Annotated in this window: 15 protein-coding genes and 1 riboswitch; of the genes, 9 read left to right on the top strand and 6 right to left on the bottom strand. The window is 63.5% G+C overall.

All coding sequences use genetic code 11. The features are described from left to right. The first annotated feature begins 42 nt into the window (after window positions 1–42). The 4 genes from DPV79_RS09920 (at window position 43) to DPV79_RS09905 (ending at window position 4,229) form a co-directional block, all read left to right on the top strand. Complete coding sequence (locus DPV79_RS09920) at window positions 43–1,497, top strand: M20 family metallopeptidase (RefSeq protein ID WP_060066666.1); 1,455 nt, start codon at window positions 43–45, stop codon at window positions 1,495–1,497. Window positions 1,498–1,537: 40 nt separating this feature from the next. Further along, a complete protein-coding gene (locus DPV79_RS09915; RefSeq protein ID WP_113045316.1) occupies window positions 1,538–2,647 on the top strand; it encodes a malate/lactate/ureidoglycolate dehydrogenase in 1,110 nt (369 codons plus the stop codon). Next, the gene (locus DPV79_RS09910) at window positions 2,644–3,333 is read left to right on the top strand and encodes a TfoX/Sxy family protein (RefSeq protein WP_113045315.1); all 690 of its coding nucleotides are present in this window, start codon (window positions 2,644–2,646) and stop codon (window positions 3,331–3,333) included. The genes DPV79_RS09915 and DPV79_RS09910 overlap by 4 nt, the downstream gene beginning before the upstream one ends. Before the next feature lie 317 nt (window positions 3,334–3,650). Then, window positions 3,651–4,229 carry an NnrU family protein gene (locus DPV79_RS09905; protein ID WP_021163685.1) on the top strand — a complete coding sequence of 193 codons (579 nt, stop codon included), beginning with the start codon at window positions 3,651–3,653 and terminating at the stop codon, window positions 4,227–4,229. A 102-nt stretch (window positions 4,230–4,331) separates the two neighbouring features. Here the strand turns inward: DPV79_RS09905 and DPV79_RS09900 are convergent, their stop codons facing one another. Continuing rightward, window positions 4,332–5,711 (bottom strand): amino acid permease, encoded by a 1,380-nt coding sequence (locus DPV79_RS09900; RefSeq protein WP_048023304.1) that lies wholly within the window; start codon window positions 5,709–5,711, stop codon window positions 4,332–4,334. 285 nt (window positions 5,712–5,996) lie between these two features. Continuing rightward, window positions 5,997–6,734 carry a sulfite exporter TauE/SafE family protein gene (locus tag DPV79_RS09890; RefSeq protein WP_021163683.1) on the bottom strand — a complete coding sequence of 246 codons (738 nt, stop codon included), beginning with the start codon at window positions 6,732–6,734 and terminating at the stop codon, window positions 5,997–5,999. Between the two features lie 338 nt (window positions 6,735–7,072). Between DPV79_RS09890 and DPV79_RS09885 the strand changes: the two genes are divergently transcribed. Next, a complete protein-coding gene (locus DPV79_RS09885; protein WP_060066655.1) occupies window positions 7,073–7,510 on the top strand; it encodes a hypothetical protein in 438 nt (145 codons plus the stop codon). A 63-nt stretch (window positions 7,511–7,573) separates the two neighbouring features. On the opposite strand, the gene DPV79_RS09880 is transcribed toward DPV79_RS09885, so the two are convergent. From DPV79_RS09880 to DPV79_RS09865, 4 genes are all read right to left on the bottom strand, one after another. Next, complete coding sequence (locus DPV79_RS09880) at window positions 7,574–8,248, bottom strand: TetR family transcriptional regulator C-terminal domain-containing protein (RefSeq protein WP_113045314.1); 675 nt, start codon at window positions 8,246–8,248, stop codon at window positions 7,574–7,576. A 44-nt stretch (window positions 8,249–8,292) separates the two neighbouring features. After that, window positions 8,293–9,546 (bottom strand): cytosine deaminase, encoded by a 1,254-nt coding sequence (gene codA, locus DPV79_RS09875; RefSeq protein WP_113045313.1) that lies wholly within the window; start codon window positions 9,544–9,546, stop codon window positions 8,293–8,295. 45 nt (window positions 9,547–9,591) lie between these two features. Then, the gene (gene codB / locus DPV79_RS09870) at window positions 9,592–10,887 is read right to left on the bottom strand and encodes a cytosine permease (RefSeq protein ID WP_113045312.1); all 1,296 of its coding nucleotides are present in this window, start codon (window positions 10,885–10,887) and stop codon (window positions 9,592–9,594) included. Window positions 10,888–11,173: 286 nt separating this feature from the next. Next, window positions 11,174–12,424: a D-amino acid dehydrogenase gene (locus DPV79_RS09865; protein ID WP_113045311.1), complete on the bottom strand. Its 1,251-nt coding sequence runs from the start codon at window positions 12,422–12,424 to the stop codon at window positions 11,174–11,176. 35 nt (window positions 12,425–12,459) lie between these two features. Next, a riboswitch (glycine riboswitch) is annotated at window positions 12,460–12,556 on the bottom strand. Window positions 12,557–12,933: 377 nt separating this feature from the next. Between DPV79_RS09865 and DPV79_RS09860 the strand changes: the two genes are divergently transcribed. Genes DPV79_RS09860 through DPV79_RS09845 form a run of 4 tightly spaced genes read left to right on the top strand, consistent with a single transcriptional unit; the run spans window position 12,934 to window position 16,434 of the window. Then, on the top strand, window positions 12,934–14,088 hold the full coding sequence (locus DPV79_RS09860; protein WP_113045310.1) for a trans-sulfuration enzyme family protein: 1,155 nt from the start codon (window positions 12,934–12,936) through the stop codon (window positions 14,086–14,088). A 51-nt stretch (window positions 14,089–14,139) separates the two neighbouring features. Then, on the top strand, window positions 14,140–14,796 hold the full coding sequence (locus tag DPV79_RS09855; protein WP_060280425.1) for an amino acid ABC transporter permease: 657 nt from the start codon (window positions 14,140–14,142) through the stop codon (window positions 14,794–14,796). Beyond that, window positions 14,793–15,584: an amino acid ABC transporter ATP-binding protein gene (locus DPV79_RS09850; RefSeq protein ID WP_113045309.1), complete on the top strand. Its 792-nt coding sequence runs from the start codon at window positions 14,793–14,795 to the stop codon at window positions 15,582–15,584. The genes DPV79_RS09855 and DPV79_RS09850 overlap by 4 nt, the downstream gene beginning before the upstream one ends. 16 nt (window positions 15,585–15,600) lie before the next feature. Next, the gene (locus tag DPV79_RS09845; protein ID WP_051392385.1) at window positions 15,601–16,434 is read left to right on the top strand and encodes a transporter substrate-binding domain-containing protein; all 834 of its coding nucleotides are present in this window, start codon (window positions 15,601–15,603) and stop codon (window positions 16,432–16,434) included. Window positions 16,435–16,656 lie beyond the last annotated feature (222 nt).

The following is a 16,656-nucleotide window of genomic DNA, read 5'->3' as shown; positions in this document are numbered from 1 at the left end:
TATCATCTGGGTTTTCGTCAGCCCGATCCAGGCACCCCCACCATGACCTCCGTCGACACTACCCCCGTCCTCGACCATGACAAGCTCGTTACCTTCATCGAGCGCAAGTGGAACGATGAAATCCTCCACGCACTGACCGACTACATCGCGATCCCCGCGAAGAGCCCGGCGTTCGACCCCGACTGGGCGAAACGCGGTTATCTCGAGCGCGTCGTCACCGATGCCGCGCAGTGGGCCGAGCGACAGCCCGTGAAAGGCCTGAAGCTCGAGATCGTGCGCCTGCCGGGCCGCACGCCGGTGATCTTCTTCGAATCGCCCGCCACGCGCTCGGGCAGTACCGACACGATCCTGCTGTACGGCCACCTCGACAAGCAGCCCGAGTTCGACGGCTGGCGCGCGGACCTCGGCCCGTGGACGCCGAAGTACGAGAACGGCAAGCTGTACGGCCGCGGCGGCGCGGACGACGGTTATGCGATCTACGCGAGCCTCGCCGCGCTCGGCGCGCTCGACGAGCAGGGCATCGAGCGGCCGCGTTGCGTCGGCCTGATCGAGACCTGCGAGGAGTCGGGCAGCTACGACCTGCTGCCGTACGTCGACGCGCTGCGCGACCGGCTCGGCCAGGTGTCGCTCGTCGTGTGCCTCGATTCGGGCGCCGGCAACTATGACCAGATGTGGCTCACCACGTCGCTGCGCGGGCTGGTGTCCGGCGACCTGCAGGTCGAGGTGCTCGAGGAAGGCGTGCATTCGGGCGTGTTCGGCGGTATCGCGCCGTCGAGCTTCCGCGTGATGCGCCAGCTGTTCGAGCGCCTCGAAGATGCGAAGAACGGCAACCTGCTGCCGGGCGTGTTCCATTGCGAGATTCCCGACAGCCGCGTGCGCGAAGCCGACGCAGCCGCCGCGATCCTCGGCGACGCCGTGTGGAAGGGGCTGCCGTGGGCCTGCGGCGCGGACGGCAAGCCGGTGCTGCCGACCACGACCGATCCGCGCGAGGCGCTGCTGAATTCGACGTGGCGCCCGTCGCTGTCGGTGACCGGCGCGGCCGGCATGCCGGCGCTCGCGGATGCGGGCAACGTGCTGCGTCCGCGCACCGCGTTCAAGCTGTCGCTGCGCCTGCCGCCGCTCGTCGACGCCGCGCAGGCCGTGCAGCAACTGAAGGAACTGCTCGAACTCGATCCGCCGTATAACGCGAAGGTCACGTTCAAGCCGGACGCGGGTGCCGCGACGGGCTGGAGCGCTCCGGATCTCGCGCCGTGGCTCGCGTCGTCGCTCGATGCCGCGTCGCGCCGCCACTTCGGCGCCGATTGCGCGTACATGGGCCTCGGCGGCACGATCCCGCTGATGAACGTGCTGCAGGAAGGTTTCCCGTCCGCCCAGTTCATGGTGTGCGGCGTGCTCGGGCCGAAGTCGAACGCGCACGGCCCGAACGAGTTCCTGCACGTGCCGTATGCGAAGAAGCTGACGGCGGCGGTCGCGGACGTGATCGCGACCGCGCGCTGAGCGCCCCGACTGCCCGCCCCGACCTGACGGAACCTTGCCGATGACCGCCTTGCCGACGCCCGATACCGAACCGTTGCGCATGCGCGCCGAACCGCTGCATGCATTCGTCGCGGCACTCTGGGAACGGGCCGGCAGCAACGAGCGGGAGGCACGGCTCGTCGCCGATCACCTGGTCGGCGCGAATCTCGCGGGCCACGATTCGCACGGGATCGGGATGATCCCGAACTACGTCGCGTCGTGGCGGGAAGGGCAGTTGCAGCTGAACGGGCACGCGTCGATCGTCCGCGACGGCGGCGCGGTGCTGACGATCGACGGCGGGCGCGGCTTCGGCCAGGTGATCGCGTTCGAGGCGATGGTCGAAGGGATCGAGCGTGCGCGGCGCATGGGCATCTGCGCGATCGGGCTGCGCGACGTGCATCATCTCGGCCGCATCGGGCACTGGGCCGAGCAGTGCGCGCGCGCGGGGCTCGTGTCGTTCCATTTCGTCAACGTGCCGGGCGACCTGCTGGTCGCGCCGCTGCACGGCGCCGATCCGCGCTTCGGCACGAACCCGTTCTGCACCGCGTATCCGCGTGCGGGCAGGCCGCCGCTGCTGCTCGATTTCGCGACGAGTGCGATCGCGTACGGCAAGACGCGCGTCGCGTACAACCAGGGCAAGCGCGTGCCGGCCGGGTCGCTGATCGACCATCGCGGCCAGCCGACCGACGATCCGGCCGTGATGCACGAGCAGCCGTTCGGCGCGCTGCTGCCGTTCGGGCTGCACAAGGGGTACGCGCTGGCGGCGATGTGCGAGATTTTCGGCGGTGCGCTCGTCGGCGGGCATACGACCTACGGCGACACGCTGCAGAAGACGAGCGCGATCGTCAACGGGATGCTGTCGGTGCTGATCGACCCGAAGGCATTCGATGCGGCCGATGCGGAGCGTGAAGCCGATGCGTTCGTCGCATGGGCCAAGGCGTCGCCGCAGGCCGGTGACGCACCGGTACAGGTGCCGGGCGAGCCGGAAGAAGCGAGCCGCGCGGCGCGCGGGGCCGGCGGCATTCCGGTCGACCGCGCGACGTGGCGGCAGATTCGCGAAAGCGCGGCGGCGGTCGGCTTCGACGACGCGGCGCTCGACGCGTGGACGCAGCGTTGCATGGAGCGTGCATGAGCTGGCAGTCGGAGAAGGCACACGGCGAGGAGATCGCGTATCAGCTCGCGCCGCTCGGCAAGGTCGAGGTCGCGCGGTTCTTCAGCGGGGCGGCGATGCGGCTCGATGGCGTGATGTTCGGCTTCATGTCGCGCGGGTCGCTGTTCCTGCGTGTCGACGACGTGAACCGTCCGGCGTTCGTCGCGGCGGGGATGGGGCCGTTCTCGTATGCGAGGCCCACGCGTACCGTCTCGCTCGAGGGCTACTACGAAACACCGGCCGACGTGCTCGAAGATGCGGGTGCGCTGTTCGACTGGTGCCGCAGCGCATATCGCGCGGCGCTGCTGGCAGGGCCGCCGAAGCGAAAGGTGAGGGCGGCGGCGAAGCCGGTGCCGGAGGCGGAACCGGTGGTGAAGCGGGTGGCGAAAGCGACGGCGAAGCCTGCGGAGAAGTCTGCGGCAAAGCCGGCAGTGAAGCGGGCAACGAAACCGGCGGCCAAGCCAGCGGCAAAGGCGGCAGCGGAACCGACAGCGAAACCAGCAGCGAAACCGACAGCGAAACCGGCAGCGAAACCGATAGCGAAACCGATAGCGAAACCGACAGCGAAACCGACAGCGAAACCGACAGCGAAACCGATAGCGAAACCGGCAGCAAAACCAGCAGCAAAACCAGCAACTGAACCACCGGCGAAGCGCAAGCAAACCTGATACCGGTCGAGCGAAGCGACACTTTCGCGAATTTCGCTTTCCTTTCTTTCGATCTCGAACGTGTCGGGTCGATTCGCGATTCGCGCGACGCATCACAGGTGCCAGGCAATGCGCCCACGCAGGTGCGTAAAGTCATGCGGCTTGCCGCACCGCACATCCCCCGTGCTTCACAACGGCGGCCCCGGCGTTTATGATCGGCGCGGGTTGCACCCGTGACTGGCGCGACCCGCGCCGGCCTCGCCGCCGGCTCCAACGAACGGCGCATCGTATGCCGCGCGGGACGCTTCCCCACCCATCATTCCAGACGGAGACAACCGATGCTCGTCCTGATTCTCGGTTTAGCGATCTTCCTCGGTGTGCACTCGATCCGGATCGTCGCGGACGGCTGGCGATCGGCGACGATCGAGCGAATCGGCGAGAAAGGCTGGAAGGGCCCCTATGCGATCGCATCGATCATCGGCTTCGTGCTGATCGTCTGGGGTTACGGCATCGCGCGCCAGGGCGCGACGCTGCTGTGGGTGTCACCGGTCGGTGTGCGCCACCTCACCGGCATGCTGACCGCGATCGCATTCGTGCTGATCGCCGCCTCCTACGTGCCCGGCAACCGTATCAAGACGCTCGTCGGCCATCCGATGGTGGCCGGCGTGGCGGTCTGGGCGATCGCGCACCTGCTCGCGAACGGCACGCTGCACGCCGTCGTGCTGTTCGGCGCCTTCTTCGTCTGGTCGCTCGTCGATTTCGTCGTGTGGCGCGCGCGCGACCGCCGCGAAGGCGTTCGTTATCCGGCGGGCAGGCTGTCGGGCGACGTCGTGGCGATCGTGGCCGGGCTCGTCGTCTGGGCCGTCTTCGTGCTGTTCCTGCACGGCTGGCTGATCGGCGTGCGGCCGTTCGGCTAGGCCGCCAGGCACTTGCACGGCCGAGCGGCCGAGAAGCCAGGCGGTTGAGCAACGGATTGGCCGAGCGGCGCCGGCCAGCGCGCCGCCCGCCGAGGGCAACGGTCAGCGCAGTTTCGCGCCGGCCGTTTCGCCGAGTTGGGCCGGCTTGCGGCGCAGGAAATACGCCGCGACGATCGCGAGCGCCGTCGATACCGTGAACCAGAACTGGAAGCGCGAATCCGGGTTGAATGCCTGCGAGCCGAGCACGGCGACGAGCGCCAGCAGCGCGACCCAGTTCGATACCGGATAGAACCACGCGCGGAACGCCGTCGGGTCGCGTCGCTCGTGCTTCGTCTGCCGGCGCATCGCGAAGTGCGCGACGATGATGAAGATCCACACGATCATCACGAACGCGCCGCTGCTTTTCGCGAGCATCAGGAACAGGTCGCCGCCGCTCACGAAGTGAACGCCGAGGATCGACACGCAGATCGCGAGGCACAGCACGAGCGCGTTCATCGGCACGCCTTTCGCGTTGGTACGGCCGAACATCGCGGGCGCGTGACCGCGCTGGCTGAGCGAGAACAGCATGCGCGAGTTCGAGAACAGGAACGAGTTCATCACCGACATGAACGACACGAACAGCACGATCTTCATCGCGACGGCCGCGCCCGTGAAGCCCGCCATGCCGAACAGCGACACGTACGGCGATTTCAGGTTGGCCTTGTCCGTCCACGGCATGCACAGGATCAGGATCGACACCGAGCCGACGTAGAACACCATCACGCGCACGATCACGCTCTTGATCGCGCGGATCACGTTCTTGCCCGGGTTCTCCGATTCGCCCGCGGCGACGGCCGCGATTTCGCTGCCGCCGAGCGAGAAGATCACGACCATCACGCCGGCAAGCACGGGCGAAATGCCGTTCGGCATGAAGCCGCCGTGATCCGTGAGGTTCACGAGCCCGGGCGCCGGAATGCGCGGCTGGAAGCCGAGCAGGATCGATGCGCCGAGGGCCATGAACACGATGATCGTCGCGACCTTCGCGAACGACAGCCAGTATTCCGCTTCGCCGAACGAGCGCACCGAGTACGCGTTGCTCGCGATCAGCGTCACGAGCATGAACAGCGCGCCGGCCCACACGGGCAACCACGGCAGGAAATCGTTGAGGATCGCGCCGAGCAGGATCGCCTCGACGGTGATCGTCATCATCGACTTGAACCAGTACAGCCAGCCGACCGCGAAGCCGGCCCATTCGCCGAGATAGCTGCTCGCGTAGGTGGAGAACGAGCCGCTGTCGGGATTGCGGGACGCCATTTCGCCGAGCATGAACATGACGAGCGTGACGATCACGCCGCCGATCAGGTACGACAGGATCGCCGCGGGGCCGGCGGTCGCGATGATCGCGCCGGAGCCGACGAACAGGCCTGCGCCGATCACGCCGCCAAGCGCGATCATCGTGATGTGCCGTTGCTTGAGGCTTTGCCTCAAAGAATTGTCCTGCATCTCCTACCTCTAGTTATTGTTGGCCGGGAACGCATCGGGCAGCGGCGACAACGTTCTGCCGCCGGGGGTGCCGATGTCAGGGGAGCGTGTGTGACGCGATGTGCCGGGCCGCCGGCGGTGAGTCGGAATGGCGGCCGCGAAGTGCCGGTCGGTGCCCGCGAGAGGGCGATGACGACGGCAACCCGGATTGTGGGCGGACACCGCCGTCACCGCAAACGAGATATGAGAAAGACGTCTTGCGGTTTGCTCATCAATTGCCGTGGCGGCGACAAGCGTGTGCGTGTGTCAGATCGGCTTGACGAACAACCCGATCGTCAGCAATGCGCCGATGCAGACGATCCCGATCCGCAGCACGCGTTCGTTCACGCGGTGCAGCGCCCACGTGCCGAGCAGCCCGCCGACGATCGCGCCGCCGCCGAGCGCGAGCGCCTTGCCCCAGTGCAGGTGCGGCGACGTCAGGAACAGCACGACGGCCGATGCGTTCATCACGCCCGCGAGCGCATTCTTCGTCGACATCGCGTGACGCGGCGACAGGCCGGCCATCGTCAGCACGGCCATCATCAGGAAGCCGAGCCCGCCGCCGAAGTAGCCGCCGTAGATCGCGATCATGAATTGCGAGAACGCGGCGGGGACGGTGCCGAGGTGGGCCGTGCCTTCACCCGGCTTGCGGAAGAAGCTGCCCCACGCGAATACGATCGTCGCGAACAGCACGAGCCACGGCACGAGGCGCGAGAAGATCGACGAAGGCGTCTTCAGCAACAGCAGCCCGCCGAGCGCGCCGCCGACCACGCTGATCGCGAACATCGCCCGAAACGACAGCTTGCCGACGCCGCGCACCATGTTGCGGCTCGCCCAGCCGGTCGTGACCTGAGCGGGAAACAGCGCGACCGTCGACGTGATGTTCGCCGAGAGCGGCGACATGCCCGACACGATCAGCGCGGGCAGTGTGACGAACGAGCCGCCGCCCGCGAGGGTGTTCTGCAGACCGGCCCACAGGCCGGCGAGGATGACGAGAGCGAGCATGAGTGAAGTGCGGGAACGGGGAGGTGGCTGGAGGCCCGCTTGCCGGAAGCGGGCAGGCGCGGCGGACGCTCGATGGTAATGCAGGATCGCGGACGCAGGAAGGCAGGCGGGGCGTTCTGCGCGATGCGGTGCAGGTCGTGGTGTGTCGACGCGATGTTGCGCGGCCCGTCGATGGCGGCCGCGCCGATTGCAATCCCGGCGGTGACACCCGGACGACGCATGTCCGCTCACGTGGAGATCGCCATGGAAAGCCGGATTTAACGCTTCATTACGATAGGTTTACCGGAAAGGTGCTAAATTCGCGCATCGATATCTCGAAAAGTGGCGAGGGCAGACAGATGCTGAAGAAATGGGCTGGAATGGCAGCGATGGTCGGCGCGATGGTGGCGGTCTCGGCGCCTGCCGTGGCGGGCGACACGAACAACGCACTGGGCGGCGCGCTCGGCGGTGTCGCGGGCGCGGCGGTCGGTAACGCGGTCGGCGGAAGCACGGGCGCGATCATCGGCGGGGCCGTGGGCGGCGGCGCAGGCGGCGCGGTGACGTCGAACAAGCGCGAACGCACGGGCGCCATCGTCGGCGGCGCACTGGGCGGCGGCGCGGGCACCGCGGCGGGCCACGCGATGGGCGGCACGACCGGCGGGCTCGTCGGCGCGGCCGTGGGCGGTGGCGCGGGGGCGGCGCTGGGCGGCCACGTGTCGCGCAACAACTCGCGCTCCGACGATTACTACCGCGGCGGCAAGCACAAGAAAAAGAAGCACCACAAGCACGACGACTGACCGGCGGTTCCCGGCGGCCTCCGATGGCGCCGGGTTACCGTGCGCGAACGGCAACGGCGGCGCTCAGGCCGCCGTTCCGTTTTCGGTGATCAGCGCCCTGAGCACCAGGTCCGAGATCGTGCGATAGGCCGCGTCGAAATCGTCGCTCCCCAGCGCGCGCTTGCCGAGCACCAGCAGCATCTGCGACGCGAAATCCGCATACGACTGCGTCGCTGCCCAGATCAGGAAGAACAGGTGCTCGGCATCGACCTGCCGGACCTTGCCTTCGTCGATCCAGCGTTCGAGCACCCGGATGTCGTCCCGCAGCACCGGGATCAGTTGCTTGCGGATCTCCTTTCCGTAGGTCTTCGCGCCGCCGATGATCTCCAGCGCGAACACCCGCGATCCATGCGGGCGGTTCCGGGAAAACTCGAGCTTGGCGCGGATATAGGCCGACATCGCTTCCGCCGGCTCGCGCTCGGGCGCCGCGAACTCCCGCATCCTGCCGAGCCAGTCCCGCAGGACGTCGTCCAGCACGCGTCTGTAGAGCGCCAGCTTCGTCGGGAAGTAATACATCAGGTTCTGCTTCGACAGGCCGGCCGCCGCCGCGATCGCCGCAACGGAACTCCCTTCGAATCCATACGTGGAAAACGACTCCTCGGCGGCGGCGAGAATGGCCGCCTCGAGGGTATCGCGCAGCGCTTCCCGCCGGCCGGGTGGCCGGTCAGGCGGCCCTGCGGTCGGCCCGGACGGGTTCATCGCTCGATCCTCCACCGGCATGTCGGGCCGGAGCCGCCGCCCGCTCAACGCGCGTTCGCTTCGGGATAGGTGATGTGTTCCGGCGCGCGCTGCATGATGACCTTCCCGCCGCGCAGCGACGTACGCACCCTGGCCTGCTTGCGAATCACTTCGTAGTCGCTATCGGCGTCGAGGATCAGCAGATTGGCCGGCCGCCCGACGGCGAGGCCGTACCGGTCGCCGAGGGACATCGCGTTCGCGCTGTGCTCGGTGACGAAATCGAGGCACCGCTGCAGGTCTTCGTATCCGAGCATGTGGCACACGTGCAGGCCCACGTCGAGAATGCGCAGGATGTTGCCGTTGCCGACCGGATACCACGGGTCCTTGATCGAATCCTGTCCGAAGCACACGTTGATGCCGGCGCGATCGAGCTCCGCCACACGCGTGATGCCGCGCCGTTTCGGGTAGGTGTCGAAGCGCCCCTGCAGGTGGATGCTTTCGGTCGGACACGAGATGAAATGAATCTCCGAGCGCTTCAGCAGCCGGAACAGCTTCGAGCAATAAGCGTTGTCGTAGGAGCCCATCGCGGTCGTGTGGCTCGCGGTGACGCGCTTGCCCATCCCGCGTACCCGCGCTTCCTCGGCGAGCACTTCCAGGAAGCGTGATTGCGGATCGTCGGTTTCGTCGCAATGGACGTCGACGAGGCAGCCCTTGCGCTCCGCGAGATCCATCAGGAACTTGATGGAGCTCACGCCCTGGTCGCGCGTGTTCTCGAAATGCGGAATGCCGCCGACGACGTCGGCGCCCATGTCGATCGCGCGCTCCATCAACGCGCGGCCGTTGTCGAACGATTCGATGCCTTCCTGCGGAAACGCGACGATCTGCAGGTCGATGAGATCGCGCGCCTCTTCCCTGACCTCGACCATCGCCTTCAACGCGGCGAGCGTGGGGTCGGTGACGTCCACGTGCGTGCGCACGTGCTGGATGCCGTTGTCGCGCAGCATCCCGATCGTCGTGTGCGCGCGGGTTTTCGTATCGTCGTGCGTGATCGTGGCCTTGCGCTGGCCCCATCGCTCGATGCCTTCGAACAGCGTGCCGCTCATGTTCCATTCGGGTTCGCCGGCGGTCAGCGTCGCATCGAGATGGATATGCGGCTCGACCAGCGGCGGGATGACGAGATTGCTGCCGGCATCGATGACGTCGTTCCCTTGCGGCGTCAGCGGCGACGGCTGGAGGTCGATCGCACGGATCGTGTCCGCATCGAGGTCGATCGTGAAGAGGCCGCTACGGCCGCGCAATCTGGCGTTGATGATCTTCATGTGGGTTCCTGTCGTTCGAGTGGGGCCGGAGGGCGCGCAGCGGAATCATTCGCCCTGGACGGACGGCTCGCGCGAGAACGCGCGGGCAACCTGCAGCAGCACGATATACGCGGCGGCGGACGCCGCGATGCCGACGATCGGCGCGATCCACGGCGAGGTGTAGGCGAGTATCGCACCGATCGCATAGGCAGCCAGGCCGACCAGGTTGAAGCGCGGCAGGCGGGCGGTCGCAAGCGACGGGTAGGTGCCGCGATGGCGGTACCAGTAGTCCGCCATGATCACGCCGCCGACGGGCGGAATGATCGAGCCGAGCAGCACGAGGAACGGAATCAGCAACTCGTACATCCCGCCGACCGCGAGCACGATGCCGATCGCCGCGCCCACGAGGACGAGCGTGCGGCGCCGTTCGGTGCGCAGCAGGTGGCAGCCGGCGGCGGCCACGTTGTACATCGTCGGCCCCTGGATGGTCCAGAGATTCAGGCACAGCATCACGACCGCCGCGATCGACAGGCCCTGCAGCATCATCACCTCGACGATGTCGGCCTGCTGATAGACGATCGCGCAGTACGCGCCCGCGACGATCATCAGGCCGTTGCCCGCGAAGAACCCGATCATGCTGGCCGACACGGCGCTGCGCGCGCTGCGGGCGAGGCGCGTCCAGTTGGTCGCCTGCGTGGCGCCGCTCGCGAAGGTGCCGATGACCATCGTCACCGCGGCTGAGAACTGCATCGGATGCGTCGGCATAACGTGCTTGAGGCCGGCCCACCCGCCGATATCGCGGGTGGCGATCCACATCGACGTCATCAGCAGCACGAACATCAACGGCACGGACACGCGCGACAGCACGTCCATGCCGCGATAGCCGATGATGGCCGTGATCGAGAAGCCGAATCCGAACAGGATCATCAACGGCGTGGTCACCGACGCGGGCCAGCCGAGCAGCTTGACCAGCACGATGGCGACCGTCGCGGTGCCCCACGCGTACCAGCCGAGTTCCGCGAAGCCGAGCAGGAAATCGGACAGCTTGCTGCCGACTTCGCCGAAGCAGAAGCGCCCCATCAGCACCGCATTCAGGCCGCTGCGCGCGGCGATCAGCGCAAGCGACGCCGCATAGGCGGCGAGCAGCAGGTTACCGATCACGGCGATCTGGATCATGCTGACGACATCGAAGGCGACGCCGATCTTGCCGCCGGCGAACATCGTCCCGGTGAAGAACGTGAAGCTCAGCAGCACCATCGTGATGGACAGGAAGCCGGTGCGTTTCTCGAGCGGGACTTCGCTCAGCGCGAATTCCCCGTGGTTCGACCCGGCAGTCGGGCGTGCATCCTGGTTCGTGTGCATCTCTTCTTCCGTGAGCGATCGGGTTGTGGGCCGAAGGAGGTTGCGGAAGCCCGTGCACGGGCAGCGGACGGGCTGTTGCTGTTTCTGTTTCAGCGCGTCATTCTCTCTGGCCAAAATTTTTACAAGCGTAAAAATTTGATGTGTGCGTGTGGTGGTCGCGAAGCGGTGGCCGGGAAAGGGGGGGCGCGGTTGATCGTCCTGTCGAGATTCACTTACTTTCGACGTCGAATTGATGGTGTGGCGACCTCCCTCCGCCGGAAAGTCTCCCTGCCCAGCAGCAGACAGCTCAGGCCGCCGCGACTGTCTGGCGAACAACTCCATATGAAAGCGCGACGTTGTCGGCGACGATTTCCGCCGTCGAGGCGGACAGCGTCCAGCCCAGGTGGCCATGCCCCGTGTTGTAGAACACGCCCGGTCGCTTGCCCTGTCCTACCCGCGGCAACATGCTCGCCAGCATGAGCCGCAGTCCGGCCCACGGTACGACTCGCGCCGTCGATACTTCTGGGAAATTGCGGCGAACCCACGTGATCAGCGGTGCGACGCGATCAGCGCGAATGTCCTTGCTAAAACCGTTGTTTTCCGCAGTACCCGCCACGCGAAAGCGATCGTGCCCGAGACGGCTGGTGACGATTTTGGCCGCATCATCCAGCAATGACACCCACGGCGCGCCGTTCTGGCTCGCCTCGTCGTCAAGGTTGACGGTGATCGAGTAGCCCTTGACCGGATAGATGTTCACGTGATCTCCGAACATCGACGCGAAACGCCGGCTATGCACACCGGCACACACCACCACCGCATCGACGATATCGGTCGACTGTTGCGCATCGCGGCGCGCGACGATCTGGACCCGACCGTCTGCAAGGGCATCCGCGCGAAGGATCTCGGTGTCGTAGGCGAAGCGCACACCGCGTCGCGTGCTCGAGTCGGCGAGCCCGCGTGTGAACCTGTGGATGTCACCGGTCGAATCGGACAGCGTGAAAAATCCGCCGTAGAACTGCCCCTGAATCGCTGGTTCGATCAGCTTCATTTCGCTCGGTGTCACCGGCCGTCGATCGAGATCGCCCTGATTCAACAGCACGTTGACCTTCGTCGCGCCGTCGAAACCTTTCTTGTCGGCGTAGACGTGAAGGATGCCGCGCTTCTCCAGATCGAAGTCGATCCCTTCCTGCTCGGCAATCGAGAACATGTATTCGCGCGCCACGATGGCAAGGCGAACCGTTTCGACGGTATTGCGCTCGTACTTTGGAATCTGCCGGAGGAATTCGCCGATCCAAGAATACTTATGCCAGGAAGGCATGGGGTTGAGGGGCAATGGCGCGTCCGAACTCAGCATCCATTTGATGCCCTTGAACACCGTCGCGGCGCTGTTCCAGACTTCAGCATTGCTTGCCGAGAGTTGACCACCGTTCGCGAATGACGTTTCCATCGCAGCGTAACGGTTACGCTCGAACACCGTCACGTCGAAGCTACGTTTGACCAGCGCATACGCGGTCGTCACGCCGGTGATACCGGCGCCGATTACAGCCACTTTTTTCATTGGACAGATCCAAACCATCGATGCAGCCAGAGCTGCATGCCCCATCTGTCCATTTACCTGAGAGTTTCCTCCCCGCACACGCGAGGATCTCCTTCGGTGGACGCTTAAACGTCGCTCTCCAGATGTCGACGTAGCACGGTTCGTTTGCCTGAGAGTTTCCGGGGCGGTTGCTCCGTCGGTGCCGTCGTGATGACGGTCTCTCCCGTGAGACGCTGCGAAAAGCGTTGCGCTGGCAGCATCGGTAGTCCGAGCACCAGTCTTATCGCGCATATCACTTTTAGAAGGAACCGGTCGAACCTCGCGTGCAATTTGGGAGTCGTTGGAGGTCCAACTCCACGAGATCATCTCGGCGCGCGGCCATTTTGGCCGGTCCAGATTTCGTCGAGCACGCGTCTTAGGGTTAGCCGCACGTATAACTTCAACTTATAGAGTTAATAGACCATCCTACTTGTCGAGGCCTTTTCGTCGCTGAAGAATTTCCCCTGCATTGATACTTCTTCGGACGGACCATGACAACGCATATCGAGACAAAGCATCCTTTTAACAGCCTATCGCCTGCGACCTACCGCGCCTCCACTATCGTCTTCGACAAAATAGAAGATTTCGTTACCCGCAAGTCCAGGCAGCCCGATGGTTATAGCTATGGCACAACTGGCACACCCACTCATCGCCATCTGGAAGCGAGGATCGCTAAGCTCTCAAGCGCAGATCACTGCGTTCTAGCGCCTTCCGGTCAAGCCGCGCTTGTTGCAGCAGTTCTCACGTTCGCTCGCGCAGGTGATCATGTGCTTCTGTCCGAGGCGGCATATGGCGGACTCAAGAGCTTCGCGAGCGAATGGATGCATCGGCTTGGGATAGTTGTCGAAAGCTATCCCGCTGACGCTTCAGCGGCCGATATCGAGCCTTTGATCAGGCCAAGCACCACGATGATCTGCTTGGAGTCACCCGGCTCCATTACGATGGAAATGGCAGATGTCCCCGCCATCGCGGTTGTCGCGAAAGCGCGTGGGATTCTGACGATGATGGACAACACGTGGGCTAGTCCGCTCGCATACAAACCGTTGTTGCACGGCGTCGACTTAGTGGTTGAGGCGGTGTCGAAGTTCTTCTCTGGGCACTCTGATCTGTTGATGGGCTCAACCTGTACCAACAGCTTTCACCTTTACGAGCAACTGCGTGAAGCCCAAGCTACGATGGGTCTGGCGGTCGGATCCGATGACTGCTTCCTTGCTTTGCGAGGGCTCGAAACCTATGAGCTTCGTTACAGAGAACAGAGCCAAAACGCATTACAGGTCGCGCGCTGGCTTGAAGCTCACCCCGCCGTCGACCAAGTTCTTTTCCCCCCGCTTGAAAGCGACCCCGGGCATGCGATCTGGAAGCGTGATTTCAAGGGGAGCGGGTGCCTGCTTTCCTTCGTATTGAAACCTGCCTCCCAAAAGGCCTTCGCGGCTCTCTTTGAGTCGCTTAACGTGTTTTCCATCGGCGCGAGCTGGGGTGGAACCCATAGTCTGATTGCGTTTTACCCCGCCGAACTTCAGCGTGCCCGTCGGAAATCGCCGACTGACGGCCCCGTTTTGCGAATCTCGGTTGGTCTAGAACCTCTCGACAAGCTTATCGAGGATCTCGGCGTCGCCTTGTCGGTATTCCAATTCGCCAAAGAATAAAACAATACCGCAGCGTGCTGCTACCGAGCTGCGCAACCTAAGAGACATAAAATGGATCTGGAAAGTCTTTTCCTACGTGCGTTACCTTTGCTCAAGGTCGCGATACTAACGACGCTAGAACTTGGCGTTTGTGCTTTCGTGCTGGGCTCAATAGTCGGTCTCGCGATAGCCCTCATGCGGCTAAGCCGATACCCGACCCTGCGTGCGGCAGCCTTTGCGTACGTATCTGTATTCAGAGGGACGCCGCTCCTTCTACAGATGCTTCTGATCTATTTCGGACTGCCTTACTACGGGATCGTCATGGATCCCTTTATGGCAGCAACCCTCGCGCTAACTCTCTTTGCTGCCGGCTATTTGAGCGAAGACTTCCGAGCCGGTTTGCTATCGGTTGAAAAGGGACAATGGGAAGCGGGTCTTTCACTGGGAATGGGGTACGCAAAAACTCTTCGACGCGTGGTTCTACCACAAGGCTTGCGGATTTCGATTCCTCCGGTCTCTAGCCGTTTGATTGGCCTGATGAAGGATACGTCACTGGCATCGACCGTCACGGTTGTCGAGCTGACGCGTGTTGCAAATCAGGTCGGAGCTGCAACCTTCCGCTATATGGATATGTTCCTGATCGTCGGCGTGCTTTACTGGGTGATCAGCCAGACTTTGACGTTTGCCCAGACTTTCCTTGAAAGCCGTCTAACCAGGAGACACGGATGAAAACGTTGGATACAGTCATTCTCAAAGCGACGGCGCTGTGCAAGAGCTTTGGAGGCACCACCGTACTCGACGGTGTGAACCTTGCCGTTCGCACGGGCGAAGTCGTGGTGATCATGGGAGCCTCCGGCTCTGGGAAGACGACCCTGATCAGATCACTCGATTTCCTTGAGATGCCAGACAGCGGAACCGTTGAAATCTGCGGGATTGAGGTGTCATGCGACCCCGCTGCTAAGGGTTCCCTAGAGAAATGTCGTCGAGCCGACAGGCGGAAGATGGCTGCGATCCGGCAGAACACCGCCATGGTGTTTCAGTCTTTCAATCTCTTTCCGCATATGACTGCGCTCGAAAACGTGATGGAGGCGCCGGTCCATGTAAAGGGTGTGTCACATGCCGAAGCCAAGGCGCGCGGTCTTGAGTTGCTCGCGCGAGTAGGACTATCTGAGCGCGCCGACTCCTATCCCCGTCAACTTTCGGGCGGTCAGAAGCAGCGGGTCGCGATAGCCCGCGGTCTGGCGATGGATCCGCACGTCATTTTCTTCGATGAGCCTACTTCTGCCCTCGATCCAGAGGTGCGTGAGGAGGTCCTCGCCGTCATGCGCAAACTTGCGAGCGAGGGAATGACGATGTTGATCGTCACGCACGAGGTCAAGTTCGCGAGGGACGTCGCAGATCGCATTCTCTTTCTCGAGGCGGGAAAAATCCTCCACGATCAATCGGCCAGGGAATTTTTCTCAGAATCGAACGGCAGTGAGCGCACCAGAAGGTTTCTGGGACAAGTCAGCAACTAATCATACGGAGATACACATGGGACACCTGTTCACCACACGTTTTGGTAAGCTCAGCCTCGCCTTGATCTTCACGGCTAGCGTTGCCGGCCAGGCAGCCAATGCTCAGGTCAAAACCTTCGAGGCGATCAAATCAGAAGGCACGATTCGAATCGCCAATACGCAGACGAGCCCGCCGTGGAGCGCTCTGGATAACAACAACCAGCCGGCCGGCTACGACGTAGACGTCGCACGGGAGGTCGCGAAGCGGATGGGGCTTAAGGTCGTCTTCGTTGGCGATTCCTGGAACAACTTCGTGCAGGGTCTGAAGAGCGGAAAATACGATCTTGTGATGTGCGATCTCACGCCGACGCCTGAGAGGGCCAAACAAGTTGACTTCAGTGTCCCTTATGGCGTCGAGGACTTCCGGATTTGGGTGAACGAAAAGAACTCGACGGTGCGGTCCCCCAGCGATCTGGCTGGTAAGAAAGTCGGTGTCGTAACGGGAACGTCAAACGAGGTTTGGTCACGCTCGCATCTCAAAAACTCGATCTTTGTCGACTACGACAACGATGGCCTACTCTTTAGTGACCTCGCTAACGGGCGCATTGACGCGACTATTCAATCGCACTTTGGTGGGCTTGCACAAAGAGATAGCAACCATCTACCTGTAAAAGAGGTCGGCGAACCATTGACGTTCCAACTCTCAGCGGCGGCTATGAACAAGGGAAACAGCGCCCTGCAGAATTCGGTGAATCGCGCCGTCTCTGAAATGCTGGCAGACGGAACCATTGACCGTCTCGGGAAGAAATGGGTGGGCAGCAACTATCAAATGGCTCGTTATATCAAGAAAGGGGAAGAAGAGCGGAATTAACTGACATGCGCTGGAGCGTTTCTTGTAGAACGCTCCATTGCTGTCACACGACCAACATGTATCCACTTTGACACTGATGGGGAAATCGTGTGTCAGCGTGCTCCTGCCCTGGTGCAACGAGGGGACTGCCTTTTCCAGCTTGCGCAGGCAGAAGGCGGAGGTGATGATATTGGCTAGGGGGATCCCGCAACTTTGGAACACGGCAATCCAGACCACCGACCC

The sequence above is a fragment of the Burkholderia reimsis genome (assembly GCF_003294055.1).
Taxonomy (GTDB): Bacteria; Pseudomonadota; Gammaproteobacteria; order Burkholderiales; family Burkholderiaceae; genus Burkholderia; species Burkholderia cepacia.
This window is presented reverse-complemented; position numbering and strand designations above follow the sequence as displayed.

Bases quoted from the DNA above. Each gene is read 5' to 3' on its own strand.
- DPV79_RS09920 (WP_060066666.1), top strand. From the start codon at position 43: ATGACCTCCGTCGACACTACCCCCGTCCTCGACCATGACAAGCTCGTT.
- DPV79_RS09915 (WP_113045316.1), top strand. From the start codon at position 1,538: ATGACCGCCTTGCCGACGCCCGATACCGAACCGTTGCGCATGCGCGCC.
- DPV79_RS09910 (WP_113045315.1), top strand. From the start codon at position 2,644: ATGAGCTGGCAGTCGGAGAAGGCACACGGCGAGGAGATCGCGTATCAG.
- DPV79_RS09905 (WP_021163685.1), top strand. From the start codon at position 3,651: ATGCTCGTCCTGATTCTCGGTTTAGCGATCTTCCTCGGTGTGCACTCG.
- DPV79_RS09900 (WP_048023304.1), bottom strand. From the start codon at position 5,711: ATGCAGGACAATTCTTTGAGGCAAAGCCTCAAGCAACGGCACATCACG.
- DPV79_RS09890 (WP_021163683.1), bottom strand. From the start codon at position 6,734: ATGCTCGCTCTCGTCATCCTCGCCGGCCTGTGGGCCGGTCTGCAGAAC.
- DPV79_RS09885 (WP_060066655.1), top strand. From the start codon at position 7,073: ATGCTGAAGAAATGGGCTGGAATGGCAGCGATGGTCGGCGCGATGGTG.
- DPV79_RS09880 (WP_113045314.1), bottom strand. From the start codon at position 8,248: ATGAACCCGTCCGGGCCGACCGCAGGGCCGCCTGACCGGCCACCCGGC.
- codA (WP_113045313.1), bottom strand. From the start codon at position 9,546: ATGAAGATCATCAACGCCAGATTGCGCGGCCGTAGCGGCCTCTTCACG.
- codB (WP_113045312.1), bottom strand. From the start codon at position 10,887: ATGCACACGAACCAGGATGCACGCCCGACTGCCGGGTCGAACCACGGG.
- DPV79_RS09865 (WP_113045311.1), bottom strand. From the start codon at position 12,424: ATGAAAAAAGTGGCTGTAATCGGCGCCGGTATCACCGGCGTGACGACC.
- DPV79_RS09860 (WP_113045310.1), top strand. From the start codon at position 12,934: ATGACAACGCATATCGAGACAAAGCATCCTTTTAACAGCCTATCGCCT.
- DPV79_RS09855 (WP_060280425.1), top strand. From the start codon at position 14,140: ATGGATCTGGAAAGTCTTTTCCTACGTGCGTTACCTTTGCTCAAGGTC.
- DPV79_RS09850 (WP_113045309.1), top strand. From the start codon at position 14,793: ATGAAAACGTTGGATACAGTCATTCTCAAAGCGACGGCGCTGTGCAAG.
- DPV79_RS09845 (WP_051392385.1), top strand. From the start codon at position 15,601: ATGGGACACCTGTTCACCACACGTTTTGGTAAGCTCAGCCTCGCCTTG.